We start from the raw sequence: 21,718 nt of genomic DNA on the forward strand, positions 1-21,718 counted from the left end.
GCTCAGCCTCAACCCTTTTGGTTGAAACGTTGCGGGAAGCTTTCCTTCAAGGACTTCCCGCGGCCGGAAAGCGAAGGATTTGTCATAAAGTATTTGTGGGCGTTGAAGGCTTCCTCTCCAGGCCCCGGCTGCAGGCGCGTTGCACTGCCGTCGCTGTTCACGCGCCAGCTCTGCTGATTATCTTTGAGATTGGCGACCATGATCTGATTCAGCACCTGCTCGTGCACCGTCGGATTTTTGACAGGTGCCATTGCCTCAACGCGCCGATCAAGATTACGCGGCATCATGTCGGCGGAGCTGATGTAGACGGCGGCGTTGGGGGAAGGCAAGGCCTCGCCATTTCCAAAACAGTAAATTCGTGCGTGCTCAAGGAAGCGGCCGATGATGCTTTTTACACGGATGTTGCTTGAGAGCCCCGGAATGCCGGGGCGAAGGCAGCAAACACCGCGCACGACGAGATCAATCGGCACACCTGCGGCGCTTGCGTCATAGAGCGCTGCGATGATTTGCGGATCAACCAGCGAGTTCATCTTCCACCAGATGCCGCTCGGCTTCCCTGCCTTGGCGTTCTGAATCTCCTGCGCGATATGCGTCATGATTCGATTGCGAATGCCGTGCGGACTTGCCGCCATGCATTCAAGCTCAGACGGCTCACCGTAGCCCGTCACGAAATTCATGATGCGCGAGACGTCGCGGGCGATGACCGGGTCCGTCGTGAAGAGCGACAGGTCCGTATAAATGCGCGCGGTCTGCGGATGATAGTTGCCCGTTCCGATGTGGCAATACGTCATCAGCTCGCTGCCCTCGCGGCGCACGATGATGCCGAGCTTGGCGTGCGTCTTCAATTCGGTGAAGCCGTAGACGACGTGAACGCCCGCGCTTTCAAGATCGCGCGCCCAGCGGATATTCGCGGCTTCGTCGAAGCGTGCCTTCAACTCGACGACGGCGGTAACGGACTTGCCTGCCTCGACCGCTTCCTTCAACGCCTGCACGATCGGACTGTCGCGCGAGGTGCGATAGAGCGTCCATTTGATCGCCATGACGTTCGGGTCGGCAACTGCCTGACGCAGGTACTGCACGACAACGTCGAAGCTCTCGTAGGGGTGATGGACGACGATGTCCTTCTTGCGGACGGCCGCGAAGCAGTCTCCGCTGAATTCGCGAATACGTTCGGGGAAGCGGATCGGGAACGGTTTGAACAGAAGCTCAGGGCGATCCGTCACGATAAGCTGCGCGACGTCTGCAAGCGCCAGGATACCGTCCTTTACGAATACGCTTTCGTCGCGGACTTCCAGCTCTTCGAGAACGAATTTGCGCAAACGCTCCGACATGCGCGCTTCGATTTCGAGACGAATTACATTTCCGCGCCGGCGACGCTTGAGCTGGCTTTCGTAAGACCGAACGAGATCTTCGGCTTCTTCCTGAAGCTCGAGATCGCTGTCGCGAAGAACACGGAACGCGCCCTGGCTCTTGATTTCGAAGCCTGAGAACAGCTCGCCAATGAACAGGCCGATGACGCTTTCGAGGCGAACGAAGCGGATTTCCTTCGGCTTATCCGGATCGGATTCGAGACGGATAAAGCGTTCGAGCTGTCCCGGGATCGGGATCAGTCCGTTCATCGTTTTTCCGTCGGCATGGCGCACCAGTTCGACGACCACGGTCATCGCCTTGTTCGGAACGAACGGGAACGGATGGGCAGGGTCGGCAGCGATCGGCGTCAGGATCGGGAAGATGCGATTGAGGAACAGCTGTTCGAGCCAGTTGCGATCGGACTTCGTCAATTCGTCCGACTGCAATACGGAAATTCCGGCGGCGCTCATCTCGGTCTTCAGCGTCTGCCAGGACGCCTGCTTGTCGGCGATGAGGCTCGCGGCGAATTTGTTGATTGCCGCCAACTGATCGATCGGGGTCAGGCCGTCCTGTGAGAGCGTCGTGATGCCAGCGCGGATCTGGCCGTACACGCCCGCCGCGCGGACCATGTAAAATTCGTCGAGATTTGCTGCGGCAATTGACAGAAATCGCAAACGTTCGAGCAGCGGATGGCTGGTGTTGCCCGCCTCTTCGAGAACACGGCGATTGAATTGCAGCCAGGAAAGCTCCCGGTTGTAGAAGCGGTCGGCCCCTTCGGGGATGTTCTGGGCTTCGACTTTAAGCACGTTTCGCTGTTTCGCCGTTGTCATGACTGGAGAAGCTCCGACCCAAAGAAATAAGCTCAGACTCCAGGATTGCATAGGATTGTCGCAGAAACGTAACATCCGGGCGCGGCATTCAGTACCCTAAACTGTCCAGGGCGGCGGCCGCGACGGGACGGGTAACGCGCTGCTGAAGGACCAGGGCCTGCCGGTCTGCCTCGGCCACGAACCGCTCGGCCGCGCGCAGCGAACGCTCCATCCGCACAATGACATAGTCGATAATATGCGGCTCGACGCTCAGTTGGCGGTCCGCAAAGAGCTTAACCAGAACGGCCCGCAGAAGCTGGTCGTCCGGCGCTTCTATGGATGCCATCGGGAGCGCCTTGAGGCGGGACAGAAGATCGGGAAGCCGCACGGCGAGTTCGCCTGGTGCGACGTTGGACGTGAGAAGGACCTGGAGCCGCTGTTCACGGACGAGGTTGAGCAGGTGGAAGATCGCGGCTTCGTCAGCCGTTTCCCCAATGTCCTCGATCAGGATTGCGCCGCCGTCCGCGAGTTCTGGCACCCGCTCGCGCGTGATCGACAACGCCTTCTCCGCGACGGCGCCCGCGCGCGAAGCCCAGATGCTTGCGAGATGCGTTTTCCCGCTGCCTTCGCGTCCGACAAGAACGGCCGCGCCAACCGGCCAATCCGGCCAACGGTCAATCAGATTGACTGCGGCAGCGTTCGAATCCGAGACGAGAAAATCTTCAAGCCCCATCGCGGTTCGATGTGGAAGTTCGAAGACGAGTTGCTCCGGCTGTGTCGACATAGATTGAGCGGTACTTATGCTGGGCTGTTGTTGCCACGATAGACGGACGACGCCAGGTAAGACCTGATCGCATATCTTACGAGCACGCCTATTGCGGCGGAAACCGGCACGGCGACAAGCAGCCCCAAAAATCCGAACAGATAGCTGAACGTCAGCAGTGCAAAAATGAGCCAGACGGGATGCAGCCCGACTTCCGAACCAATGATGTTTGGAGAGAGGACTGCCGACTCCAGCGCCTGCCCGCCGAGCATGATCGCGATAACGATCAGAAGTGAGATCGTATCCGGCCAGTACTGCACGATCGCCAGACCGACAGCCGTCAGCGTGCCGACCGACCAGCCGACCACGGGAATGAATGACGCCAACCCCGTGCACAGTCCAACGAGAAGACCATACTGCAAACCAGCGATACTGAGCGCGCCCGCATAATAGCAGGCGAGAATAATGCAGACGACGCCTTGCCCGCGGATGAAAGCGGAAACGCGATGATTGATTTCGCGCGAGAGGTCACGCAGCTCTTCTGCGTTGTCGCGGGGCAGCCAGGAATCGACCTTGGCAACGAGCTTTGGCCAGTCCTTCAGCGTGTAGAAGAATACGATCGGCGTAACGAGAACGACGGAAACGAAGTTGAATGCTGCTGAGCCCTGATTCCAGATGCTCTGCGCAACGCCCGCCAGCAACGCGGGCAGCGCAGACGATGTCGCCTCGATTGCGGACCGGGCGGTCGCCTCCGCCTGCGGATATCGCGCGCCGAGGTACTCGCGCGCGTTTGCCTCGGCCAAGGCCTTCAGCCGTTCGATCTGGTGCGGCGCGGCTTCAACGAAATCGGCGATCTGCTGCACAAGGATCGGGACGATGAACACCAGTGCGAAGCCGATGAGAAACAACGAAACCGCAAGCACGAGGATCGATGAAGCCCAGCGCGGTATGCCTATGCGGCTCATCGCATCGACGATTGGGTTCAGAAAGTAAGCGAGTGTCAGGCCGATCACGAAGGGCAGCAGCACGGGTGCCAGCAACTGAACGAGATAGGCAAACAGAAGTGCTGTCGCCAGCCAGAATAGCGCGTGCCGCTCGATCAGCATTCGATCAATCCTTCATGGTCAAGGCGGATACGAGATACAGCGCGCAGGCTTCAAATTTTCGAGTCAGACGATTCGTAGGTCATGTGGCGCAACCAGATGCGCAGATAGGCAGCGAGTGACGCTACCGTCGTCACCGCCGCAAGGAAGGTGAGAAACTGAACCGGGCCTTTGAAATTCAGCGAGAAGGCTTCGTCCGCCAGTACGGTGCCAGCAAGCACGATCTGCGCGACGGTATTCATTTTGCTGACGGCCAGCGGCTTCATCGGAGTTGGATGGTTGAGAAGCCAGGAAAGGACCACGCCGATGATGATCAACACGTCGCGCGAGACGACGAGGATCACCAGCCAGGACGGCAGACTGTTGGTGACGCCCAGCGCAATGAAGATGCAGACGATAAGCAGCTTGTCGGCAATCGGGTCGAGATAGGCACCGAGTTCCGTTTCCCAGCCAAAGCGTTTGGCGAGGAAGCCGTCTACGGCGTCGGAGATGCCGGCGACGACAAACGCCAGAAAGGCGGCCTGGATCTCTCCCGTCAAAAGCAACCAAAAAACCACGGGAACGAGAATCACGCGGCCGAGCGTAATCAGGTTTGGAATGCTCACGCCGAAAATCTTCCCGTATTGCTGCGAACGACTTGTGCGCGCGCCGTTCCAGGGCGCCGCGATCTAGCTAACTAGCCTCTGAGGGTTCGTCCCGTCGAGCACATCCTGCACAATATACAGGCGGCCCCGCTGTCGCGTGACCGAAATGCCAATCCAATTATTTTGAATTTCAATAGTTTGGGCGAAGGACCCAGCCCGAACCTGTGTCCATCAGGCTTATTCCCCGGCTCCCGAGGGCATTTGCGAGGCCCCGCGCGCCGCCCGGAAACTGGAGGGAAATGTGGGCATTGCTCGCCGACACACTTTCAATATTCAGCGCGTCAACGCCCGGGGTATCGAGAAGCTGGGTGCGAATGCGGTCCCATTGTGAGCTATTAACGAACTCAGCGACCAAGGCCACGTCTTCGCCATTGCCGCCCGTTGCGGCTTCCCAGACCGGCGCAGCGGCCGCCGCGGCGGCCCGGTGTGCCTCGCCTGCGGATTTGATGGCCTTCCACCGTCCTTCAAGCACGCCGAGCGCGACTATGGCGGCAAGCTGCGCTGAATAATCGAAGTCTCCGTCCGAAACACGATAGACGCGCTTCAACAGCAAGGGGCCGACAGCGTCACGACCTGCGAGCGTGATCGTCAGACGGCGGGCCGCTTTGTCGGGTTCGGCGATGGCGGCAACGACGAGCTTTGAGTTGTATGCCGCGGTCAAAGCGCGCAATCCCTCGTCGTTTCCAGCCAGCAGCTTTTGAACCGCGTCAGCTTGAATTTCCGGCTTGAGGTCGGCCATTCGCGCCGGCGTGACGGTGTGGTCCAGGTCGAGGCCTGCCCAAGCTTGCCGCCATGCACCGGTATCGTTTGAAACGGCCGCCGGTGTGCCACTCATCTGTGCCGTCACCAGCGTAATCGCTGGGGCCTGTTGATCGACGTAGGGCACGCCGCGCGACGCAAGCTCCGAGCGGACGCGGTCTGCCTGAAACGAAAAGTCGAGATTTGCGAGATAGGCGGTGGCCGAGTTCCGCTCCGAACGCACCGTCAGGCCGGAGATGAGGCTGGCTGCCTTGATGTCCTTCACGCTCGAAAGTTGCTTGTACGCCGTGACAGGCACGATGCGCTTCAGAAGCGCGCGGAATGCCGCCTGCTGCCCATCCGACAGCGCCTGCTGCTTCGCGTTAACGGCATTCTCTGCCGTCGCGTCCACCGGGTAGTTGCCAACCGTGTAGACCCCGTCGGCAGCGGCTGCAGCGGGCGGGCTGGACGCGACCGTGTGCAGCCCGAAAACCGCGGCAATCATCGCGACAGCCATTGCTGCATTGCGGACAGCGTGCACCCCGGTTTTCCCCCTATCGTCCAAACCCGGCCGCGATGAGCGTCCAAGTGGCTTCGTTGCTCTCGTTCGGTCGGGCTGCTACGACCCCCATGTCGTAGCTGGCAATGGGGCAAAAGTGAGTTTTACCGCAAGCCTAGCCTGTGCGATCTACGACGCTCATCACTTAACGCTTCACGCCTGCCGATGCACGAGGATCGATGCCACCTACCGGGGATAAGCCGTCACAGTCCATGACCTATGCCGACGCGGGCGTCGACATTGATGCCGGCAATGCGCTTGTTACGGCCATCAAGCCGTTGGCGAAGGCAACGAGCCGCGCCGGAGCAGATGTCGATCTTGGCGGGTTTGGCGGGCTGTTCGATCTGAAGCGCGCTGGCTTTCGCGATCCGATCCTTGTCGCCGCGAACGACGGCGTCGGGACCAAGCTCAAAATCGCGATTGAAAGCGGCGCACATTCGACCATCGGCATCGATCTTGTTGCGATGTGCGTGAACGATCTCGTCGTGCAGGGCGCGGAACCGCTGTTCTTTCTCGATTACCTTGCCGTCGGAAAACTCGACGTTGCCGTCGCGCGCGAAGTCGTTGCGGGCATTGCGGACGGGTGCCGACAGGCTGGCGCAGCGCTGATCGGCGGTGAAACAGCCGAGATGCCGGGCATGTATCGCGGCGGCGATTACGACCTCGCCGGGTTCGCTGTCGGCGCAGTCGAGCGCGGCGAAATTCTACCGCGCAATGATATTGCCGTGGGCGACGTTTTAATCGGTCTCAAGTCATCCGGTGTGCATTCGAACGGGTACAGCCTGGTACGCAAGCTCGTTGAACGGAGCGGGCTGGATTGGGCCGCGCCCGCGCCGTTCTCGGCCGGGCAAACACTCGGCGAAGCGCTGCTCACGCCGACGCGGATTTACGTCAAGCCGCTGCTCGCCGCGATCCGCGCGACCGGCGGCTCTGGCCCGGCCGGGGCGATCAAAGCGCTGTCGCACATTACCGGCGGTGGCCTCTCGGAGAATTTGCCGCGCGTGATGGCAGGCGATGTGGCCGCCCGCATCGATCTTTCCGCGATCCAGGCGCCTTCAGTCTTCGGTTGGCTGGCCGAGACAGGGCGGCTCGATCCGCGTGAACTCCTGCGCACGTTCAACTGCGGTATCGGCATGGTTGTCGTTGTGAGCCGGGATCGCTCGGCTGAAGTTTTGGCCGCCCTCAAATCGGCGGGCGAAGATCCGGTCGTCATCGGAGACGTGATACCGCCGACGGGCGAAAAATCCGATGCCAAGGGCAAGGGCGAGGCTTGGGCCGTGAAGTACGACGGGGCTCTGGCGCTGGCATAAGCCCGCCGAGGCCGTCGATCCGTTTGGCATGATTTCGCACGCCTCTCGCGTCGCGTCGTGGGCTCTGCTAGACCGCCGCCATGACGAAGAAAATTCGCACCGCAATTCTGATCTCGAGCCGCGGCTCAAACATGCAGGCGCTGGTTGAAGCCGCGCAGGCGGCTGACTATCCGGCCGAGATCGTGCTCGTTGGTTCCAATCGTCCCGACGCTGAGGGTCTCGCCTGGGCGGACGCGCGCGGCCTTCGCACGCTCGCGATCGATCATACGCGGCACGCAAGTCGCGAGGCGTTTGAAACGTCGTTGCAGGAAGCGCTTGAAGCTGTCGACGCCGAGCTTGTGGCTCTGGCGGGATTTATGCGGATTCTAACCGCGCCGTTCGTCGAGAAGTGGCGCAATCGGATGATCAATATTCATCCATCGCTTCTTCCGAGTTTCCGCGGACTGCACACTCATGAGCAGGCTTTGGCGGCGGGCGTGCGCATCGCCGGGTGCACCGTGCATTTCGTCCGGCCCGACATGGACACCGGCCCAATCATCGCTCAGGCGGCTGTTCCGGTGGACAGCTGCGACACTCCTGCAACGCTCGGGGCGCGTGTATTGGGTGCCGAACACGTGCTTTACCCGGCGGCGCTACGCCTGGTCGCCTCTGGAGATGCCCGCTGCGAAGGCGACAAAATCTTTATGAAACAGAATGTTAACAGCTCTCTGCCACTGTACTCGGTAACCGATTAAATGGAAAAACACCGCTCGGTTACCCTGCACTGGCAGTCGCATGGACAGCCACCCCCCAAAGCATGGTAATTCTAGAAATTCCGGAGAGGGAGATCCGGCGAGTTGAACTGCCTGTGCGATACCACGGGCAAATCTGCACGCGCCGACGGCCGCGCTTCGTAGCGATGGTACGCCGCTCCCGAATGGAGGCATAGTTGATGGAAACGAAGCCAAGCCACACACTGGGGCTCGGTGATGAATCGAGCATCTGGTTCAAGCTCACGCCGCTGCTTCGCGGCGATCCGCAGAACCCTATGCGCATTCTGATGCAGATGATGGAACGCTATGGACCGGTGCTCCCGGTCAACATGGCGAACCAGCGAGTCGTCCTGGTTTCAGAGCCGGAATATTTCAAACACGTGCTCGTCACCAAGGTCGACAGCTACGTGAAGTATTTCGACGGATTGCGGCCAGTTTTCGGCAAGTCAATGATCACGCATGACGGCGTGCTTTGGCAGAAAATTCGGATGCCGCAGCAGCCGGCGTTCCATCCCGATATGTTTGCGGAATATATTCCGTATTTCATCAAGGCGATTGAAGCCAAGACTGCGCTGTGGGCTGATTTGGCGAAGTCTGGCGAGACCGTTGAGATGGTCGAGCAGACGTGGACACTCGCCGCGGACATGATCTGCAAGGCGCTGTTCGACCGCGACATGCCGTTCAATCCGCACTTCATCTTCAAGTGCGTGAAGACCTACACCGACGTTATGAACCACCGCGAAATTCGCTTGCGCAAGCAGGCGGGCGAAGTGTTCGAACTGAGCGAGATGGATACCGCAAAGGCCATGGAAACGTGGGGTAACGTCCCGCCGTCCATCGTCGGCGCTGATCCGCGCGAAGAACGCGAACGCACGCTTCTGAAGATGATCGAAGACGCGGTTGCGGATCCGTCCATTCCGGAATTCGATCGCCAACAGGCGACGGACGAACTGAAGCAGTATCTTTGGGCCGGCACCGAAACCACGGCGCTGACGCTCGCCTGGGCGCTGTTCGAGACATCGCAGCGGCCGGAAGCTCTCGAGCGCATTCGTCAGGAAGGCGAAGCGGTTTACGGCGACCGAACGCCAACAGCAGCCGACTATGCCGGCCTCGCGTACACACGCGCCGTCATCCAGGAAACGATGCGCATCTATCCGCCCATCTGGGGGATCATTCGCGTTGCCACGGAGGAAGACGAGATCGGTGGCGTGAAGATCAATCCGGGCGATCGCGTCACGCTGTTCGCGTATGGCGCGCATCACAATCCGAAGTTCTGGGAAGATCCCGAAACGTTCAAGCCCGAGCGCTGGATGGCGGGCAATGCCAAGAAGCAGGTGAAGTACAGCTACATTCCGTTTGGTGGCGGCAAGCGTGCTTGCATCGGCGGAGCAATGAGCCAGGTGGAGAACACGCTGGCGCTGTCGCTGCTTCTGCGCCGCTTCCGCCCGGAATACGTCGGCGAGATGCCGCCGCGGCTCAACGCGACGGTTACGCTTACTCCGAAGGGCGGGCTGAACTTCCGCATTCGCGAGCGGGACTAACAGGTCCCGCAGGCATTCGTAGATCACCCAACACGCGCCGCATTCCGGCGCGTGTTTTTGTTTGGTTGCACATCCTCACAAAAAGGTGATTGCCTCAGAAGGCGCGCCATTGGCTCGAATCCGGCGTTATCCACAGCCATTCTTCGCGGCGCGTCATCGCGCATTTCTCACGAAATGCTCACTTAAAGTCATGTTGAGTTGTAAGTGGCTCGCATGTGCGAATAGGCCGGATATGCCGTCGCGGTTAATGCTGTCATAGTGGTGGCACGTTAATGAATTAGTCAAAAGTCGCAGCGTCCTTTGAGGTGCATCGCAAACTGTAAACAACTCCAGGAGGCCCCCCGACCATGGAGTCGATAAGAACAGTCGTTTTAGGCAAGCCCGTTTTTCTTTTGACGGGTGCCAAGTCCCGCAGTGCTAAAGGCAGCGGCTTGGCAGGCCTTGATGTCGAATCCCCAGAGAAGCTAGTGGAAACAGCGCGGCGTAACCCGGATGCAGTCGCGTTCGGATATGTTGCCGGTAGTTGGGTCGCTTCGGCCTGAGCGCCATATAACCGCGGCGGATGCTGTTCGCCGCAGGCAGCTAGGAAAACGAACAACATACAGGGCCGAGCGTGCACATCGCGCTCGGTCCAATTTTTTGTCCACTCTGCGAACTCGAGAGCAGGCCGAAAACGTCATTCGACGTAGAGATTCGGTCCCATAGCCAAATCGGTGATGCCTTGCCTGATACCGAAGCCGGTCAGCATTGCAGACACCTGACCGCGGTGGTGGGTCTGGTGATTGAAAATGTGGGCAAGCAGCAATGGCCGGGGCATCGTCACGTTTCGCCCGGCGCCGCCTGAGAACCACGTGAGTTCCCCGTTGAGTTCTGAGCTGTCGAGATTATCGGCCCATGCCTCAATGTTCGCGTCGAAGCGCTTGCGCTCGCTCACGAGCGCATTCCAATCTTCGAATTGTGTGAGCCCCTCAGCGATCGTAGCCCCGCGCGGCGGCTGGGCCGCGCCGAAGCGCATGAGCCACATCTGATCCGCCCAAAGGATATGATTGAGCGTAGCGTGGATCGACCGGAAGAACGCGCCACGGTCTTCCTTGCGCTGATCGTCGGTGAGTTGAGCGGCGGCATCGTAGACACCGCCGTTCTGCCACGTGTTGTAGCGTGCCATCGTGCGAACGTAGCTGGGCGTGATCATTCGAGTAGCTCCCGAGATAGATCGAAACCACTGCGCACCGTCGATGGCCGATGTGCCGTGCTTAGCCGACGATTTCGTCAGTCTTGAAGTTCAGCTCGATCTCGCGCGCGGCGGCCGCGGCGCTGTCTGAACCGTGGGTCGAATTGGAGCCCTTCGATTCCGCGAACAGCTTGCGGATGGTGCCTTCGGCGGCTTCCTTCGGGTCGGTTGCGCCCATGACTTCGCGGTACTTTGCGATCGCGCCTTCGCCTTCCAGAACCTGGACGACGACCGGGCCTGACGTCATGAATTCCACGAGTTCGCCGTAAAAAGGCCGTTCCTTATGTTCTTCATAGAATTTTTCGGCTTGGGCGCGGGACCAGCGTACGCGCTTCTGCCCGACGATGCGCAAACCAGCGCCTTCGATGACGGCGTTGATCTTGCCAGTTAGATTGCGGCGGGTGGCGTCGGGTTTGATAATTGAGAACGTACGTTCGATGGCCATAAGGCTGCCTCGCTTTGCGGTTTCCTGAGGGAATTGCGGGCTTATAGCTGTGAGGGGTCACGTCAGCAAGCGGAGCGCTGAGACGGGAATTCAAATGGTTGCACGTCGCAGGCGAGACGTGATGTGCGTTCACCCCATAAACGCCTGATTGACGGGCGCAATTGCGTATGAACAGTGTGGGCATGCGACGGCTGTGGCCGAATGGCTGGGGCTTAGCGGAACCCGGATGTCTGAAGAAGCGAGTATGACCGGACAAGCCGACGACATTCAGTGGTACATCGCGCGAGATGGCAAGCAACACGGGCCGTTGACCGATGTTGAGTTGCGCACCTTCGTTGCTCATAGCTACCTGCGTCCAAGCGATCTCATCTGGCGGCCCGGCATGTCCGAGTGGCAGCCTGCGCCGCAGGTCTTTCCCGCCGCATTCCAAGATGCCGCCGCATCTCCGCCTGCTGCGCCGCCAGCGCCGCGCGCGCAGGCCACCGCGCCATCCGCACCTCCCGCTGCAATGGTCTCACCTCAAAGCGCTGCGCGCGTAACGCATGCGGCTGCGGTTCAGGCGGCTCCGACGGCTTCGCGCTTCGATGGCAATCTCATCAAGCGGCTCGCACTGGCGAGCGCTGCAATCATGATGGTTGGCGGCGGCGCGTTCGCACTCGCAACGTATCATCAGCCGCTGATGGAAATGGTGTCCGGCTCATCAGAGGATGCCGCCGACGATGCTCCGGTTGTTGTCGCGCAGCCTGAAAACGGTGGGCAGCACGCAGAAGCTGAGCACGCGCAATCCACGTCGAGCGATGGAAACGTCAACGAAGCTCGCGCGGAAATGGGTCTCGCTGCTGCTCATGAGGATACGGCGGCCGACGCGCCGTCTTCGTCCGCGCACGATGCACCGCCTGCACCCGAAGCACCGACGACAACCGCATCTGTGCCTTCCGCCGCTCCCGATGCATCGAAGAACGCGCAAGTTGCGATGGTCGCGCCGGAGCCGCCACCAGCATCGCTTGGCGGGTCTGTCGCAGAGGGTTCGTCGCTTGATCAGCGGCTGCAGAAGGTCGAGGTCTGGGAGCTTCTGAAGCGGGAATATCCCGATTGGTATGCTGACCAGATTTCCAGCGCGAATAAGCTGGTTGCCGACAAGAAATCCGACAATGAGGTTGCGGCCTTGCTCGCGCAGGGACTCGTCGATCTCAGGCGGAAGAACGCAGAAAAAGCACTCTCGGCCAGCTCAGAAAAACTGCAGGGCATCGCCGAGGCGTTCCTCAATCACCTGAAGTCACTCAGAGCGCAGAGCGTCAGCGCATGCTTCGGATTCATTTCCAAGGGCGAGACCAGCCCGGCCGTCGTGCAGACGATGGAGAAACCGGAAACGGCGACGGCGCTGAACGCTCAGGCCGGTGCGATTTTCGCCGCGATCTCGGAAGGCAACAGCAATCCGGTCAAGCACGACTCCGCCGTCAAGAGCGACTATGACGTGCTGATCAAGGAGCTGGCGAAGCTCGGCTGGAAGGAAGAAGACCTGCAGGTGTTCTCCAATCCGAAGCTGCTCGCAAAGCGCGAACCGGATCAGGTTTGCAAGATGGTGCAGGAGTGGTTCGTCGCGCACCTTGCCGTTCCGGATAAGGCAATCCGCGACAGGCTGCTGTTTGAAACATTGAAGCCCGTCGTATCCGGTTAGGCCCATGGCTTTCGCGACCGTCAAAGTTTTGTTGACGGCGCTGATTGTCATAGCAATTTCCGAAGTCGCAAAGCGGTCAACCGCGATCGGCGGAATCATCGCATCGCTCCCGTTGACGTCGCTGCTCGCGATCGTTTGGCTCTACGGCGAGACTGGTGATACGAACCGCATTGCGAGACTGTCGCTCAGCATTTTCTGGTACGTGTTGCCGTCGCTCGTCCTGTTTATCGTTCTTTCGGTGCTGCTGGCGCACGGGATGTCGTTCTGGCCGAGCCTCGGGCTTTCGATTGGGGCGACGTTTCTCGCTTATCTCGTCATGTCCGCCATGCTGGCTCGCTTCGGCGTATCGATCTGACCCCGTGACAGGCGGAGGCGGACCGGCTATTCGCCTAGTCCATGCTGCACATCAACGATCTCACATACAGGATCGAGGGAAGACCGATCCTCGAAGGCGCGACAGTCGCCATTCCCTCCGGCCACAAGGTTGGACTTGTCGGGCGCAATGGCGCGGGCAAGACGACGTTGCTGCGTCTGCTGAAAGATGAGATCGCGCCCGATGATGGCACCATTTCCATCCCTCGCAATGCGCGCATCGGCCATGTCGCGCAGGAAGCTCCAGGCGGCGACGATAGCCTGATCGAATGGGTCTTATCGGCGGATACCGAGCGCGCTCAGCTCCTCGCCGAGGCGGAGCACGCGCACGATCCGGAACGCATCGCCGAAATTCAATTGCGTCTCACGGACATCGACGCCCATTCGGCGCCAGCGCGTGCAGCCCGCATTCTGTCCGGTCTCGGCTTTGACGACGCTGCGCAACAGCGCGCCTGCCGGGAATTTTCCGGCGGCTGGCGGATGCGCGTCGCGCTTGGAGCAGTTCTGTTTTTGAAGCCCGATATTCTTCTGCTCGACGAGCCGACGAACTATCTCGACCTTGAAGGAACGCTTTGGCTCGAAAGCCATCTCAAGGCGTATCCGCACACGGTGCTCATCGTCAGTCACGATCGCGACCTGCTGAACCGGGCGGTCGGCGCGATCCTGCACCTCGATAAAGGCAAGCTCACGCTTTATGCGGGAGGCTATGACGACTTCGAGGAAACGCGGCGCGAGAAGCAGCGGCTCGAACTGAAGCTGATGAAAAAGCAGGACGAGCAGCGCCGTCATCTGCAGGCGTTCATCGACCGCTTCAAAGCAAAGGCCAGTAAGGCCGCGCAGGCCCAAAGCCGCGTGAAGGCGCTCGCGAAAATGCAGCCGATCGCCGCGCAGGTCGACGACCGCGTTGTGCCATTTCATTTTCCCGATCCGCAGAAGACAATCGCAAGCCCGCTGCTGCGCATCGAAAAGGCAAGCGCCGGATATGAGCCGGGACGCGCTATTCTCAACGGCATTGATCTCCGCATCGATAACGATGATCGCATTGCGCTTCTCGGGCAAAACGGAAACGGCAAGTCAACGCTCGCCAAACTGATCGCGGGCCGTCTTGCGCCGCTCACCGGCAACCTGTTCGGCGCGCAGAAAGTGGATGTGGGATACTTCGCACAGCATCAGCTTGACGATCTCTCACCAAACTCGACGCCCTACGATTACATCGTGAAGCTGATGCCGGACGCGACGGAGGCACAGCGGCGCACGCGGCTTGGCACGTTTGGTTTTGGCGCAGCGAAGGCTGATACCGTCTGCAAGAATTTGTCGGGCGGAGAGAAAGCGCGATTGCTGCTGGCGATCACCGCCTTTCACGGACCGCACCTTCTCATTCTCGACGAACCGACCAACCACCTCGACGTTGACAGCCGCGAAGCGCTCGTTCGCGCGCTGTTGGAATACAATGGCGCCGTTATCCTGATCAGCCACGACCGGCATCTTATTGAAGCGACAGCCGATAGGCTTTGGATCGTGCGTGACGGTGCGGTGTCTTCCTATGACGGAGACATCGACAGCTACCGTACGCTCCTTCTCGAAGAGCGCGGCGGGCGCAATTCGGAACGGCGCGATGATCGCACGAACGTGGATGATCGGGCGTCTCGCGCGGATCAGCGCCGCGCGGCGGCTGAGCGACGGGCGGAACTCGCGCCGCTGAAGAAGACCATGGTTGTTGCCGAACAGCGGGTCGACACGCTGGCGAAGAAAATCGCCAAGCTCGATGCGGTTCTCGCTGATGCCGAGCTATATACCAGCGATCCTCAGAGGGCGCAGAAAGCGGCTCTGGAGCGCGGGCAATTGAGCCGGGATCTGGCCGCGGCCGAGGATGAGTGGCTTTCCGCGACGGACGCCTACGAAAGCGCTTCCGCCGCGGTCGACGCCTAAGCCATTATAGAAATTTGATATTTACGCGCTGATCGGCACGGCGAATCGCGTTTGCGTTTTCGTCGCAATATCCACATCTGGATCCGGCCGGAACAGAAACCCATTTCAAAGCGTATCGTTATCTGAACGCGCTAGATAAGTGCCTGCGTGACGCGCAACGGGTTCAACTATGAAACAGGATTTCGTCTACCACCGCCTTTCCCGGCCGCAGCGGCCCGTTCGAGGGAACCGTCCGCGCGCAGCAGTCGCGTCCACCGCAGTCAGCGAATACCTCGCTTACATCGCAACGCTTTCGATCGCCGTGGTGATCGCGATCGTCACGTTCGCCTACGCGGCGAACATCACTGTGCGCTGGCTCGATGCTGCGATGAAGCCGGCGTTCCTCTCCGAGACGAGCGCGCCAGCATCGAAGCCGCAACTCGCGATGCTGCCGGCATTTGCGCCGGCTTCAGCCAACAGCGGTGCGAACAACTAGCTTCGCGCGATCACCCAGCGATCTTGGAGAAATCCGCGACGTTTAAAGTCGCGGCTCGGATTTCAGCCAAGACGCGCAACCGGTTCTCGCGGATTTTCGGATCGTCAGCGTTCACCAGGATCTTTTCGAAGAAGTGATCGACCGGCGCGCGCAACTCCGACAGTGCGCGCATGGCGCCCGCGAAATTCTCGACATTGATCGCCGCTGCCGTGTCCTGCTTCACCGCCTCAATTGCAGCGGCGAGCGCGAGTTCTTCTTTTTCCGAAAGCAGCTTGAGATCGTACGGACCTGCGTATGATTTCTTATCTTTCTTTTCCTCAATCGAGAGGATGTTCGCCGCGCGTTTGACGCCCGCGAGCAGGTTCGCGCCGTCATCTGTTTTCAGGAACGCATCGAGCGCTTCAACGCGACGAACGATGAGCGCGAGATCGTCCTGTCCGCCGAGTGCGAACACGGCGTCGATCAGATCGTGCCGCTTGCCCTGATCGCGCAGGAAGACTTTTAGCCGGTCAGCGAAGAAGGCGAGGAGATCCTTTTGCACGGCGGCAGAGGCTTTCGCGTCCGTTGGCTTCGAACCGGGTGCGAGCTTCTCTTCAGCCGATGCAATGTAATGCGTCAGCGGCACGCGGAAATCATTCTCCAGCACAATGCGAATGATGCCGAGTGCGGCGCGGCGGAGCTGGTAGGGATCGCCTGAACCGGTCGGCTTTTCGCCGATGGCCCAGAAGCCGACGAGCGTATCGAGCTTGTCCGCAAGCGCGACGGCTGCAGCGACCGCGTCGCCCTGATCGGCGCGCGGAACGACATCGGTTGGGCCTTTCGGCTTGTAGTGAAGTTCAATGGCACGTGCGATCTCGGGCTTCGTGCCGACGGCTTCAGCGTAATAGCGGCCCATCAAGCCTTGAAGCTCTGGAAATTCGCCGACCATTTCAGAGACGAGGTCGGCCTTCGCCAGACCTGCCGCGCGGCGCGCGTCTTCCGGTACGGCATCGCAGGCGCCCGCGAGTTCAAACGCCAACTGCTCGATGCGTTCGACGCGATCCTTTTGCGATCCGAGCTTCTGATGGAACGTGATGCCAGCGAGCTTGCCCGCCATCTCACCAAGCGGATGCTTCAAATCCTGCTGCCAGAAGAAGGCGGCATCGGATAGGCGCGCGCGGATGACTTTCTCGTTGCCCGAAACGATCGCTTCGCCGCCATCCGTGGCGACGAGATTTGAAACGAGTAGAAATTTATTCGCGAGCTTCTTCGTTTTGGGATCGCGCAGCGAGAAGCACTTCTGATGCAGCTTCATCGAAGCGGTCAGCACTTCGCCTGGAATGTCCAGGAACGCTTTGTCGAACGAGCCCATCAGCACGACTGGCCATTCCGTCAGTCCTGCGTTCTCTGCCAGCAGCGCATCGTCATCGACCAGTTCGAGCTTGGCCTGCTTGGCGAGTGTTTTCGCCTGTTCGGCAATCGCGGCTTTGCGGTCTTCGGTGTCGAGCAGCACATGATGCGCCGCGAGCTTTTCGCGGTAGTCGGCGAAGCTTTTGACTTTGAACGGCCCCGGCCCGAGGAACCGATGTCCGCGAGTTTCGGAATTTGATTGTAGTCCGGCGATTTCCAGGGGCACGATTTTGCCGCCCAGTAAGCAGATCACCGATTGCAGTGGGCGCACCCACTGAAAGGATGCGCTGCCCCAGCGCATGGATTTCGGCCAGGGGAATTTCGCTGTTACGTCAGCGAGCGTCTCAGCGATGATCTCAGCGGCAGCCCGACCGGGGCGCTCGATCTTCGCGAGATAGTAGTCGCCCTTCTTTTCGTCTGTGACGACTGTTGCCTGCGAGATTTCGGAAAGACCGGCGGACTTCAGAAAGCCTTCGATCGCCTTCTCGGGCGCACCGACGCGCGGGCCTTTTTTCTCTTCTGCAATCGCGGGTGATTTCGCGGGGACGTTTTCGATGACAAGCGTCAGACGCCGGGGCGTTGCGTAGGCGCGTGCCTCTCCGGTTTCGAGGCCGCGAGCTATCAGACCTTCAACGACAAGGCGCTTCAAATCATCAGCCGCGCGCAATTGCATGCGCGCGGGGATTTCTTCCGACAGAAGCTCAAGCAGCAATTCGGACATTCAAATCAAATCTCAACGAGTGGCGATCAGCTCTGCCCCGCAACGAAGCCGCTGCGGGGCAGAGTGCGCATCAAGGCGAGGCCGCAGGCGGCGACGACGGTTCCGCAGCAGGCGGAGGCGTGGTGCTGTCTGACGGTGCGGTGTGTTCGTGTTCCGGCGCCGATTCAGCAGGCGCAGTCGTTTCGGCCGGAGCCGGTGCTGCTTCTTCAGCGGGTGCCGGTGTTTCGGCGGGTGCTGGCGCTTCCGCAGGTGCCGGTTCAGCCGCAGCGGGAGCGGTGTGCTCGTGCTCTGGCGCAGGTTCTGGTGCGGTTGCAGCCGGAGCCGGAGCGGTTTCAGCAGGCGCCGAAATATGTTCGAGCACGCTTTCCGGCAGGTTCGCACGCACTTCTTTACCGATGTCGTTCACTGAACCGGTTGTTTCGAGGTAGCCGAGGCCGACCACAAGCATGGCGACGAAGAACGCGAACACCCATGGCAAGCGTCGCAGGATGAAGAATCCTAGGATGAGCAGCGGCACGCCCATTGAGATCAAGCCGAGTGTCGTATCAGTCACGCGCGTCCTCCTTCGGTTTTTAGCCACGCTCCGCAACAGGCTTTCGCCAATTCACGGACGCGCAGAATATAGCTCTGCCGCTCCGTGACCGAAATCACGCCGCGGGCATCGAGCAGATTGAACATGTGGCTTGCCTTGATGCACTGATCATAGGCGGGCAGCGCGAGCAGATGCCCGTCTTCCTTTTCGCCTTGCTCAAGAAGCGCTTTGCACTCCCGTTCCGCGTCATCAAAGTGGCGGAACAGTGCGGCAGTGCCGGCGTATTCAAAATTGTAGCGAGAATATTCGCGTTCGGCCTGCAGAAACACGTCGCCATAGTTCAGGCGCTTGTCATCGGTGCGGCCATTGAAGTTGAGGTCGTACACGCGGTCGACGCCCTGCACGTACATGGCGAGGCGTTCGAGGCCGTATGTGATTTCGACAGCGACGGGATTGCAATCGAAGCCGCCGACTTGCTGGAAATATGTGAACTGCGACACTTCCATGCCGTTGCACCAGACTTCCCAGCCAAGGCCCCATGCACCGAGCGTGGGGCTTTCCCAGTCGTCTTCAACGAAGCGAATGTCATTGATCGCCGTGTCGATGCCGATGGCATCCAGGCTTGCCAGATAGAGCTCCTGGATGTTCGCCGGCGACGGCTTCATGATGACTTGGAACTGATAATAGTGCTGCAGGCGATTTGGATTCTCGCCGTAGCGGCCATCCTTCGGACGACGCGAGGGCTGCACGTAGGCGGCGCTCCAAGGCTTCGGCCCAAGCGCGCGCAGTGTCGTCGCGGGATGGAAGGTGCCAGCGCCAACCTCCATGTCGTAGGGCTGCAGGATGATGCATCCCTCACCGCTCCAGAATGTCTGGAGCTGGAGAATGAGATCCTGAAAGGCTTGTTTGGGGCGCAGCACGGAGGGGCGTGCGGCCTTGTTGGAGACCGTCGTGGCTGACATTTCTTCGCTTCCGGCTTCAAGTCGCGCGCAATATACGCGTTGCACGCCCCATGTCACGCGCCGAAAGCCCGAATTCGACAGGCTAAGCCGCGGCCTACTGAGCCATTTTGTTATTCAGCTACAGCGTACTGGCCCTCTGAACCTGCGCTAGATGGCGCGTAAGAGTGCTGCGCGAGGGTGGGTCAACGATCGCGGCTTACGCGCGGCCGATAAACGCCCGCGGTTTCATCCCATTCGAGACTTCCGAGATCGCGGGTCGATGCGCGACGCTTCTCGCTCGCTCGCTTCCGCCGCAAAGCGTTTTGCTGCACCACGCTCGAATAGACCTTGTAACCAGCAATACCAGCGGCGCCGATGAGCGCCAGAATCATGAGTGGAGGCATAGAGATGCCCTCCCGCGAGAGCTAGAGACCGAAGCGCGACCAGAGCGTGCGCTCTTCCACAGCGGACACCAGATCGTCGGCAAAAGCAAGGCCGGGCGTAGTGAGCCGAGAGGCGCCGGGAGCGCGCCTAAAGCGCGCGAGAAGGCCGGATTTCTCGGCTTCGATAACCTTTAGCCGCACCTTTTCGCCGAACAGCAGACGCATCCGGGTGCGGACATCGGAGATACCGTCGATCAATCCGAACTCAGCCGCTTTGGCTGCCGACCAGAATGCGCCGGAGAAGAGTTCGGAGTCCGGGGCTTTCAGCTTGCCCAGCCTGCGCTCCTTAACGAGGCCGATGAACACGTCGTGCACGTCCTTCTGGATCGCCTTCAGCCGCTCGATGTCTTCTTGATCTTCCGGCAGAAACGGATCGAGCTGGTTCTTGTTGGCGCCCGCGGTATAGACGCGCCGCTCGACGCCGACCTTCTTGATGAGATCAACGAAACCGAAGCTGCGCGAGACGACGCCGATCGAGCCAATGATTGAGGATGGATCGGCGTAAATCTCATCGCCTGCAATGGCGAGATAGTAGCCACCCGAAGCCGCCACATCCTCGCAGAAGACGTAGACCGTTTTCTTTTGCTCCGCTGCCAGTTGACGGATGCGCTTGAACAGCAGGTTCGATTGCACGGGCGAGCCGCCCGGCGAATTGATGATGACTGCAACGGCTGGGAGTTTCGAGGCCAAAAACGCTTTCTCGATCGCGCTCGCGTACGAGGCGAGTGTCAGGCCGGGGCGCAGCGGCGTTGCCATTCCTATCGGACCGTTGAAGCGCAGGACGGGAACAACGGGGTTACGGCGCGAGAATGGCCACATGCGAGAAAGCTCCTTGGCGGGGTACCGAGGCTAAATATAGTCCCAGCGTTCGATTGCAACTGGCACGGGCGGGGTTTCAGAGCGGAAGCGGCGCCCCATCCCTAAAGACGGCCTCGATTTCCGGCACGAACGCTTGATCCGGACCGTGCAACGTCAATCCCGCTTTCACGTGGGCCGGCGCGCGGCTGCCTTTGATGCCATCGACGATAACGCGAATGGCGGGCTCACCTGCGCGTGCGTAGATCGGCAGTATGCCGATGCCGCCGAAGCGGCCTTCGAACGCGGTCAAGATTGACGGCAGCGCATCGGCCTTGTGAATGAGCGCAACGCGTCCCCCCGGTAAAGCCATTCGGCACAAGAAACGCGCCCAAGCGTCGAGCGTGTCTTCCGGCATCTGGTGCGACGCGGCCCGCAACGGATTTTCGGCGGCGGTGCTGCGGCGTTCATCATGGTAGGGCGGATTGGCAAGAACCAGCGCGTACGATTCCGAAGCGATGTTCGCGCTTTGAAGGGCGGGCGTCGCGCGCGTTATGTCCGCTTCTACGATGGTGACGCGTCCCGTTAAGCCATTCCGGTCCGTGTTGTATCGGGCAAGCGACGCCAGGGCGGGATCGCGCTCTACCAGAGTGACGTTGGCCTCCGGACACCGCGCGGCAACACAAAGGCCAACAACCCCAACGCCTGAGCCAGCGTCGAGCACCGGTCCCGCTGCGCGGCTGTGAGCCCTGACGGACGCCGCAAGCAGAACGGCATCTGTACCGGCGCGATAACCACGTAGGGGCTGACGGATCGTCAGTATGCCGCCCAGGAACAGGTCGTCGCTCGTCGGCATTCCGGTCTCGATGAGCGGCTCAACCACGTTCATGTTCGATCAACCACTCCCCTAGCCCCGCCTCGCGCAGAACCTGCCTGGCACGCGGCCAATTGTCATCCGCAACCATAACCCTTCGAGGAAATGCGCCGATTGACCCTTCCATCAGGCTGATATTTCCATCAAATATCTGCGTTTCTATCCTCTCTCCAGCGAGGAGCGCCTCGATGAAGCTGATAAGGACAAAATCGTTCGTCGCAACCAGTTCACGCATGTCGCCCCTCGCGGCAAAGACTACATGACACTTGGACGCCGCGCCGCGTACCGGCAAGGCATCGTCTTATGTTATCATGGCGAAGCAAA

The 21,718-nt window shown here is 60.2% G+C and carries 21 protein-coding genes; 7 read left to right on the forward strand and 14 right to left on the reverse strand.

The genetic code is table 11. The features are described 5' to 3' along the window. Positions 1–8: 8 nt before the first annotated feature. The 5 genes from DLM45_RS05950 to DLM45_RS05970 form a co-directional block, all read right to left on the reverse strand. Entirely contained in the window at positions 9–2,180 is a 2,172-nt protein-coding gene (locus DLM45_RS05950; protein WP_181336264.1) for an RNA degradosome polyphosphate kinase, read from the reverse strand. Between the two features lie 88 nt (positions 2,181–2,268). Then, on the reverse strand, positions 2,269–2,943 hold the full coding sequence (locus DLM45_RS05955; protein ID WP_181336265.1) for a P-loop NTPase family protein: 675 nt from the start codon (positions 2,941–2,943) through the stop codon (positions 2,269–2,271). A 14-nt stretch (positions 2,944–2,957) separates the two neighbouring features. Then, entirely contained in the window at positions 2,958–4,028 is a 1,071-nt protein-coding gene (locus DLM45_RS05960) for an AI-2E family transporter (RefSeq protein ID WP_181336266.1), read from the reverse strand. A 50-nt stretch (positions 4,029–4,078) separates the two neighbouring features. After that, positions 4,079–4,630 (reverse strand): CDP-alcohol phosphatidyltransferase family protein, encoded by a 552-nt coding sequence (locus DLM45_RS05965; RefSeq protein WP_181336267.1) that lies wholly within the window; start codon positions 4,628–4,630, stop codon positions 4,079–4,081. 169 nt (positions 4,631–4,799) lie between these two features. Then, entirely contained in the window at positions 4,800–5,948 is a 1,149-nt protein-coding gene (locus DLM45_RS05970) for a DUF2066 domain-containing protein (RefSeq protein WP_343062246.1), read from the reverse strand. Between the two features lie 197 nt (positions 5,949–6,145). On the opposite strand from DLM45_RS05970, the gene purM reads away from it, so the two are divergent. The 3 genes from purM (at position 6,146) to DLM45_RS05985 (ending at position 9,569) form a co-directional block, all read left to right on the forward strand. Then, positions 6,146–7,276: a phosphoribosylformylglycinamidine cyclo-ligase gene (gene purM / locus DLM45_RS05975; protein ID WP_246317173.1), complete on the forward strand. Its 1,131-nt coding sequence runs from the start codon at positions 6,146–6,148 to the stop codon at positions 7,274–7,276. A gap of 80 nt (positions 7,277–7,356) precedes the next feature. Next, on the forward strand, positions 7,357–8,010 hold the full coding sequence (purN, locus tag DLM45_RS05980; protein WP_181336269.1) for a phosphoribosylglycinamide formyltransferase: 654 nt from the start codon (positions 7,357–7,359) through the stop codon (positions 8,008–8,010). 197 nt (positions 8,011–8,207) lie between these two features. Then, positions 8,208–9,569, forward strand: coding sequence for a cytochrome P450 (locus DLM45_RS05985; protein WP_181336270.1), 1,362 nt, complete (start codon positions 8,208–8,210; stop codon positions 9,567–9,569). A 676-nt stretch (positions 9,570–10,245) separates the two neighbouring features. Here the strand turns inward: DLM45_RS05985 and DLM45_RS05990 are convergent. Both DLM45_RS05990 and ndk read right to left on the reverse strand, forming a co-directional pair. Beyond that, entirely contained in the window at positions 10,246–10,761 is a 516-nt protein-coding gene (locus DLM45_RS05990) for a DinB family protein (protein WP_181336271.1), read from the reverse strand. A 61-nt stretch (positions 10,762–10,822) separates the two neighbouring features. Beyond that, the gene (ndk, locus tag DLM45_RS05995) at positions 10,823–11,245 is read right to left on the reverse strand and encodes a nucleoside-diphosphate kinase (protein WP_181336272.1); all 423 of its coding nucleotides are present in this window, start codon (positions 11,243–11,245) and stop codon (positions 10,823–10,825) included. Positions 11,246–11,489: 244 nt separating this feature from the next. Between ndk and DLM45_RS06000 the strand changes: the two genes are divergently transcribed. The 4 genes from DLM45_RS06000 (at position 11,490) to DLM45_RS06015 (ending at position 15,699) form a co-directional block, all read left to right on the forward strand. Next, positions 11,490–12,923, forward strand: coding sequence for a GYF domain-containing protein (locus DLM45_RS06000; RefSeq protein ID WP_246317175.1), 1,434 nt, complete (start codon positions 11,490–11,492; stop codon positions 12,921–12,923). Positions 12,924–12,927: 4 nt separating this feature from the next. Beyond that, positions 12,928–13,278, forward strand: a complete 351-nt coding sequence (locus DLM45_RS06005) for a DUF3147 family protein (protein ID WP_181336274.1) — start codon at positions 12,928–12,930, stop codon at positions 13,276–13,278. Positions 13,279–13,319: 41 nt separating this feature from the next. Beyond that, positions 13,320–15,224: an ABC-F family ATP-binding cassette domain-containing protein gene (locus DLM45_RS06010; RefSeq protein ID WP_181336275.1), complete on the forward strand. Its 1,905-nt coding sequence runs from the start codon at positions 13,320–13,322 to the stop codon at positions 15,222–15,224. A gap of 169 nt (positions 15,225–15,393) precedes the next feature. After that, on the forward strand, positions 15,394–15,699 hold the full coding sequence (locus DLM45_RS06015; RefSeq protein ID WP_181336276.1) for a hypothetical protein: 306 nt from the start codon (positions 15,394–15,396) through the stop codon (positions 15,697–15,699). 10 nt (positions 15,700–15,709) lie between these two features. Here DLM45_RS06015 and glyS read toward each other — a convergent pair whose 3' ends face one another. The 7 genes from glyS to DLM45_RS06050 form a co-directional block, all read right to left on the reverse strand. After that, positions 15,710–17,809: a glycine--tRNA ligase subunit beta gene (glyS, locus tag DLM45_RS06020; protein WP_181336277.1), complete on the reverse strand. Its 2,100-nt coding sequence runs from the start codon at positions 17,807–17,809 to the stop codon at positions 15,710–15,712. 70 nt (positions 17,810–17,879) lie between these two features. Next, positions 17,880–18,362, reverse strand: coding sequence for a hypothetical protein (locus DLM45_RS06025; protein WP_181336278.1), 483 nt, complete (start codon positions 18,360–18,362; stop codon positions 17,880–17,882). Further along, positions 18,359–19,303 (reverse strand): glycine--tRNA ligase subunit alpha, encoded by a 945-nt coding sequence (locus tag DLM45_RS06030; protein ID WP_181336279.1) that lies wholly within the window; start codon positions 19,301–19,303, stop codon positions 18,359–18,361. Before DLM45_RS06030 ends, DLM45_RS06025 begins: the two co-directional genes overlap by 4 nt. Before the next feature lie 182 nt (positions 19,304–19,485). Then, on the reverse strand, positions 19,486–19,686 hold the full coding sequence (locus DLM45_RS06035) for a hypothetical protein (RefSeq protein WP_181336280.1): 201 nt from the start codon (positions 19,684–19,686) through the stop codon (positions 19,486–19,488). 21 nt (positions 19,687–19,707) lie between these two features. Beyond that, positions 19,708–20,544: a S49 family peptidase gene (locus tag DLM45_RS06040; protein ID WP_181336281.1), complete on the reverse strand. Its 837-nt coding sequence runs from the start codon at positions 20,542–20,544 to the stop codon at positions 19,708–19,710. Positions 20,545–20,620: 76 nt separating this feature from the next. After that, entirely contained in the window at positions 20,621–21,409 is a 789-nt protein-coding gene (locus DLM45_RS06045) for a tRNA1(Val) (adenine(37)-N6)-methyltransferase (protein WP_181336282.1), read from the reverse strand. Continuing rightward, complete coding sequence (locus DLM45_RS06050; RefSeq protein ID WP_181336283.1) at positions 21,396–21,629, reverse strand: putative signal transducing protein; 234 nt, start codon at positions 21,627–21,629, stop codon at positions 21,396–21,398. Before DLM45_RS06050 ends, DLM45_RS06045 begins: the two co-directional genes overlap by 14 nt. Between the last annotated feature and the right edge of the window lie 89 nt (positions 21,630–21,718).

The organism is Hyphomicrobium methylovorum (genome assembly GCF_013626205.1).
Lineage (GTDB): Bacteria > Pseudomonadota > Alphaproteobacteria > Rhizobiales > Hyphomicrobiaceae > Hyphomicrobium_B > Hyphomicrobium_B methylovorum.

What these genes read in the sequence shown, in the direction of transcription:
- DLM45_RS05950 (WP_181336264.1), bottom strand. Translation starts at nt 2,180, where the DNA reads ATGACAACGGCGAAACAGCGAAACGTGCTTAAAGTCGAAGCCCAGAAC.
- DLM45_RS05955 (WP_181336265.1), bottom strand. Translation starts at nt 2,943, where the DNA reads ATGTCGACACAGCCGGAGCAACTCGTCTTCGAACTTCCACATCGAACC.
- DLM45_RS05960 (WP_181336266.1), bottom strand. Translation starts at nt 4,028, where the DNA reads ATGCTGATCGAGCGGCACGCGCTATTCTGGCTGGCGACAGCACTTCTG.
- purM (WP_246317173.1), top strand. Translation starts at nt 6,146, where the DNA reads ATGCCACCTACCGGGGATAAGCCGTCACAGTCCATGACCTATGCCGAC.
- purN (WP_181336269.1), top strand. Translation starts at nt 7,357, where the DNA reads ATGACGAAGAAAATTCGCACCGCAATTCTGATCTCGAGCCGCGGCTCA.
- DLM45_RS05985 (WP_181336270.1), top strand. Translation starts at nt 8,208, where the DNA reads ATGGAAACGAAGCCAAGCCACACACTGGGGCTCGGTGATGAATCGAGC.
- DLM45_RS05990 (WP_181336271.1), bottom strand. Translation starts at nt 10,761, where the DNA reads ATGATCACGCCCAGCTACGTTCGCACGATGGCACGCTACAACACGTGG.
- ndk (WP_181336272.1), bottom strand. Translation starts at nt 11,245, where the DNA reads ATGGCCATCGAACGTACGTTCTCAATTATCAAACCCGACGCCACCCGC.
- DLM45_RS06000 (WP_246317175.1), top strand. Translation starts at nt 11,490, where the DNA reads ATGACCGGACAAGCCGACGACATTCAGTGGTACATCGCGCGAGATGGC.
- DLM45_RS06005 (WP_181336274.1), top strand. Translation starts at nt 12,928, where the DNA reads ATGGCTTTCGCGACCGTCAAAGTTTTGTTGACGGCGCTGATTGTCATA.
- DLM45_RS06010 (WP_181336275.1), top strand. Translation starts at nt 13,320, where the DNA reads ATGCTGCACATCAACGATCTCACATACAGGATCGAGGGAAGACCGATC.
- DLM45_RS06015 (WP_181336276.1), top strand. Translation starts at nt 15,394, where the DNA reads ATGAAACAGGATTTCGTCTACCACCGCCTTTCCCGGCCGCAGCGGCCC.
- glyS (WP_181336277.1), bottom strand. Translation starts at nt 17,809, where the DNA reads ATGTCCGAATTGCTGCTTGAGCTTCTGTCGGAAGAAATCCCCGCGCGC.
- DLM45_RS06030 (WP_181336279.1), bottom strand. Translation starts at nt 19,303, where the DNA reads ATGTCAGCCACGACGGTCTCCAACAAGGCCGCACGCCCCTCCGTGCTG.
- DLM45_RS06035 (WP_181336280.1), bottom strand. Translation starts at nt 19,686, where the DNA reads ATGCCTCCACTCATGATTCTGGCGCTCATCGGCGCCGCTGGTATTGCT.
- DLM45_RS06040 (WP_181336281.1), bottom strand. Translation starts at nt 20,544, where the DNA reads ATGTGGCCATTCTCGCGCCGTAACCCCGTTGTTCCCGTCCTGCGCTTC.
- DLM45_RS06045 (WP_181336282.1), bottom strand. Translation starts at nt 21,409, where the DNA reads ATGAACGTGGTTGAGCCGCTCATCGAGACCGGAATGCCGACGAGCGAC.
- DLM45_RS06050 (WP_181336283.1), bottom strand. Translation starts at nt 21,629, where the DNA reads ATGCGTGAACTGGTTGCGACGAACGATTTTGTCCTTATCAGCTTCATC.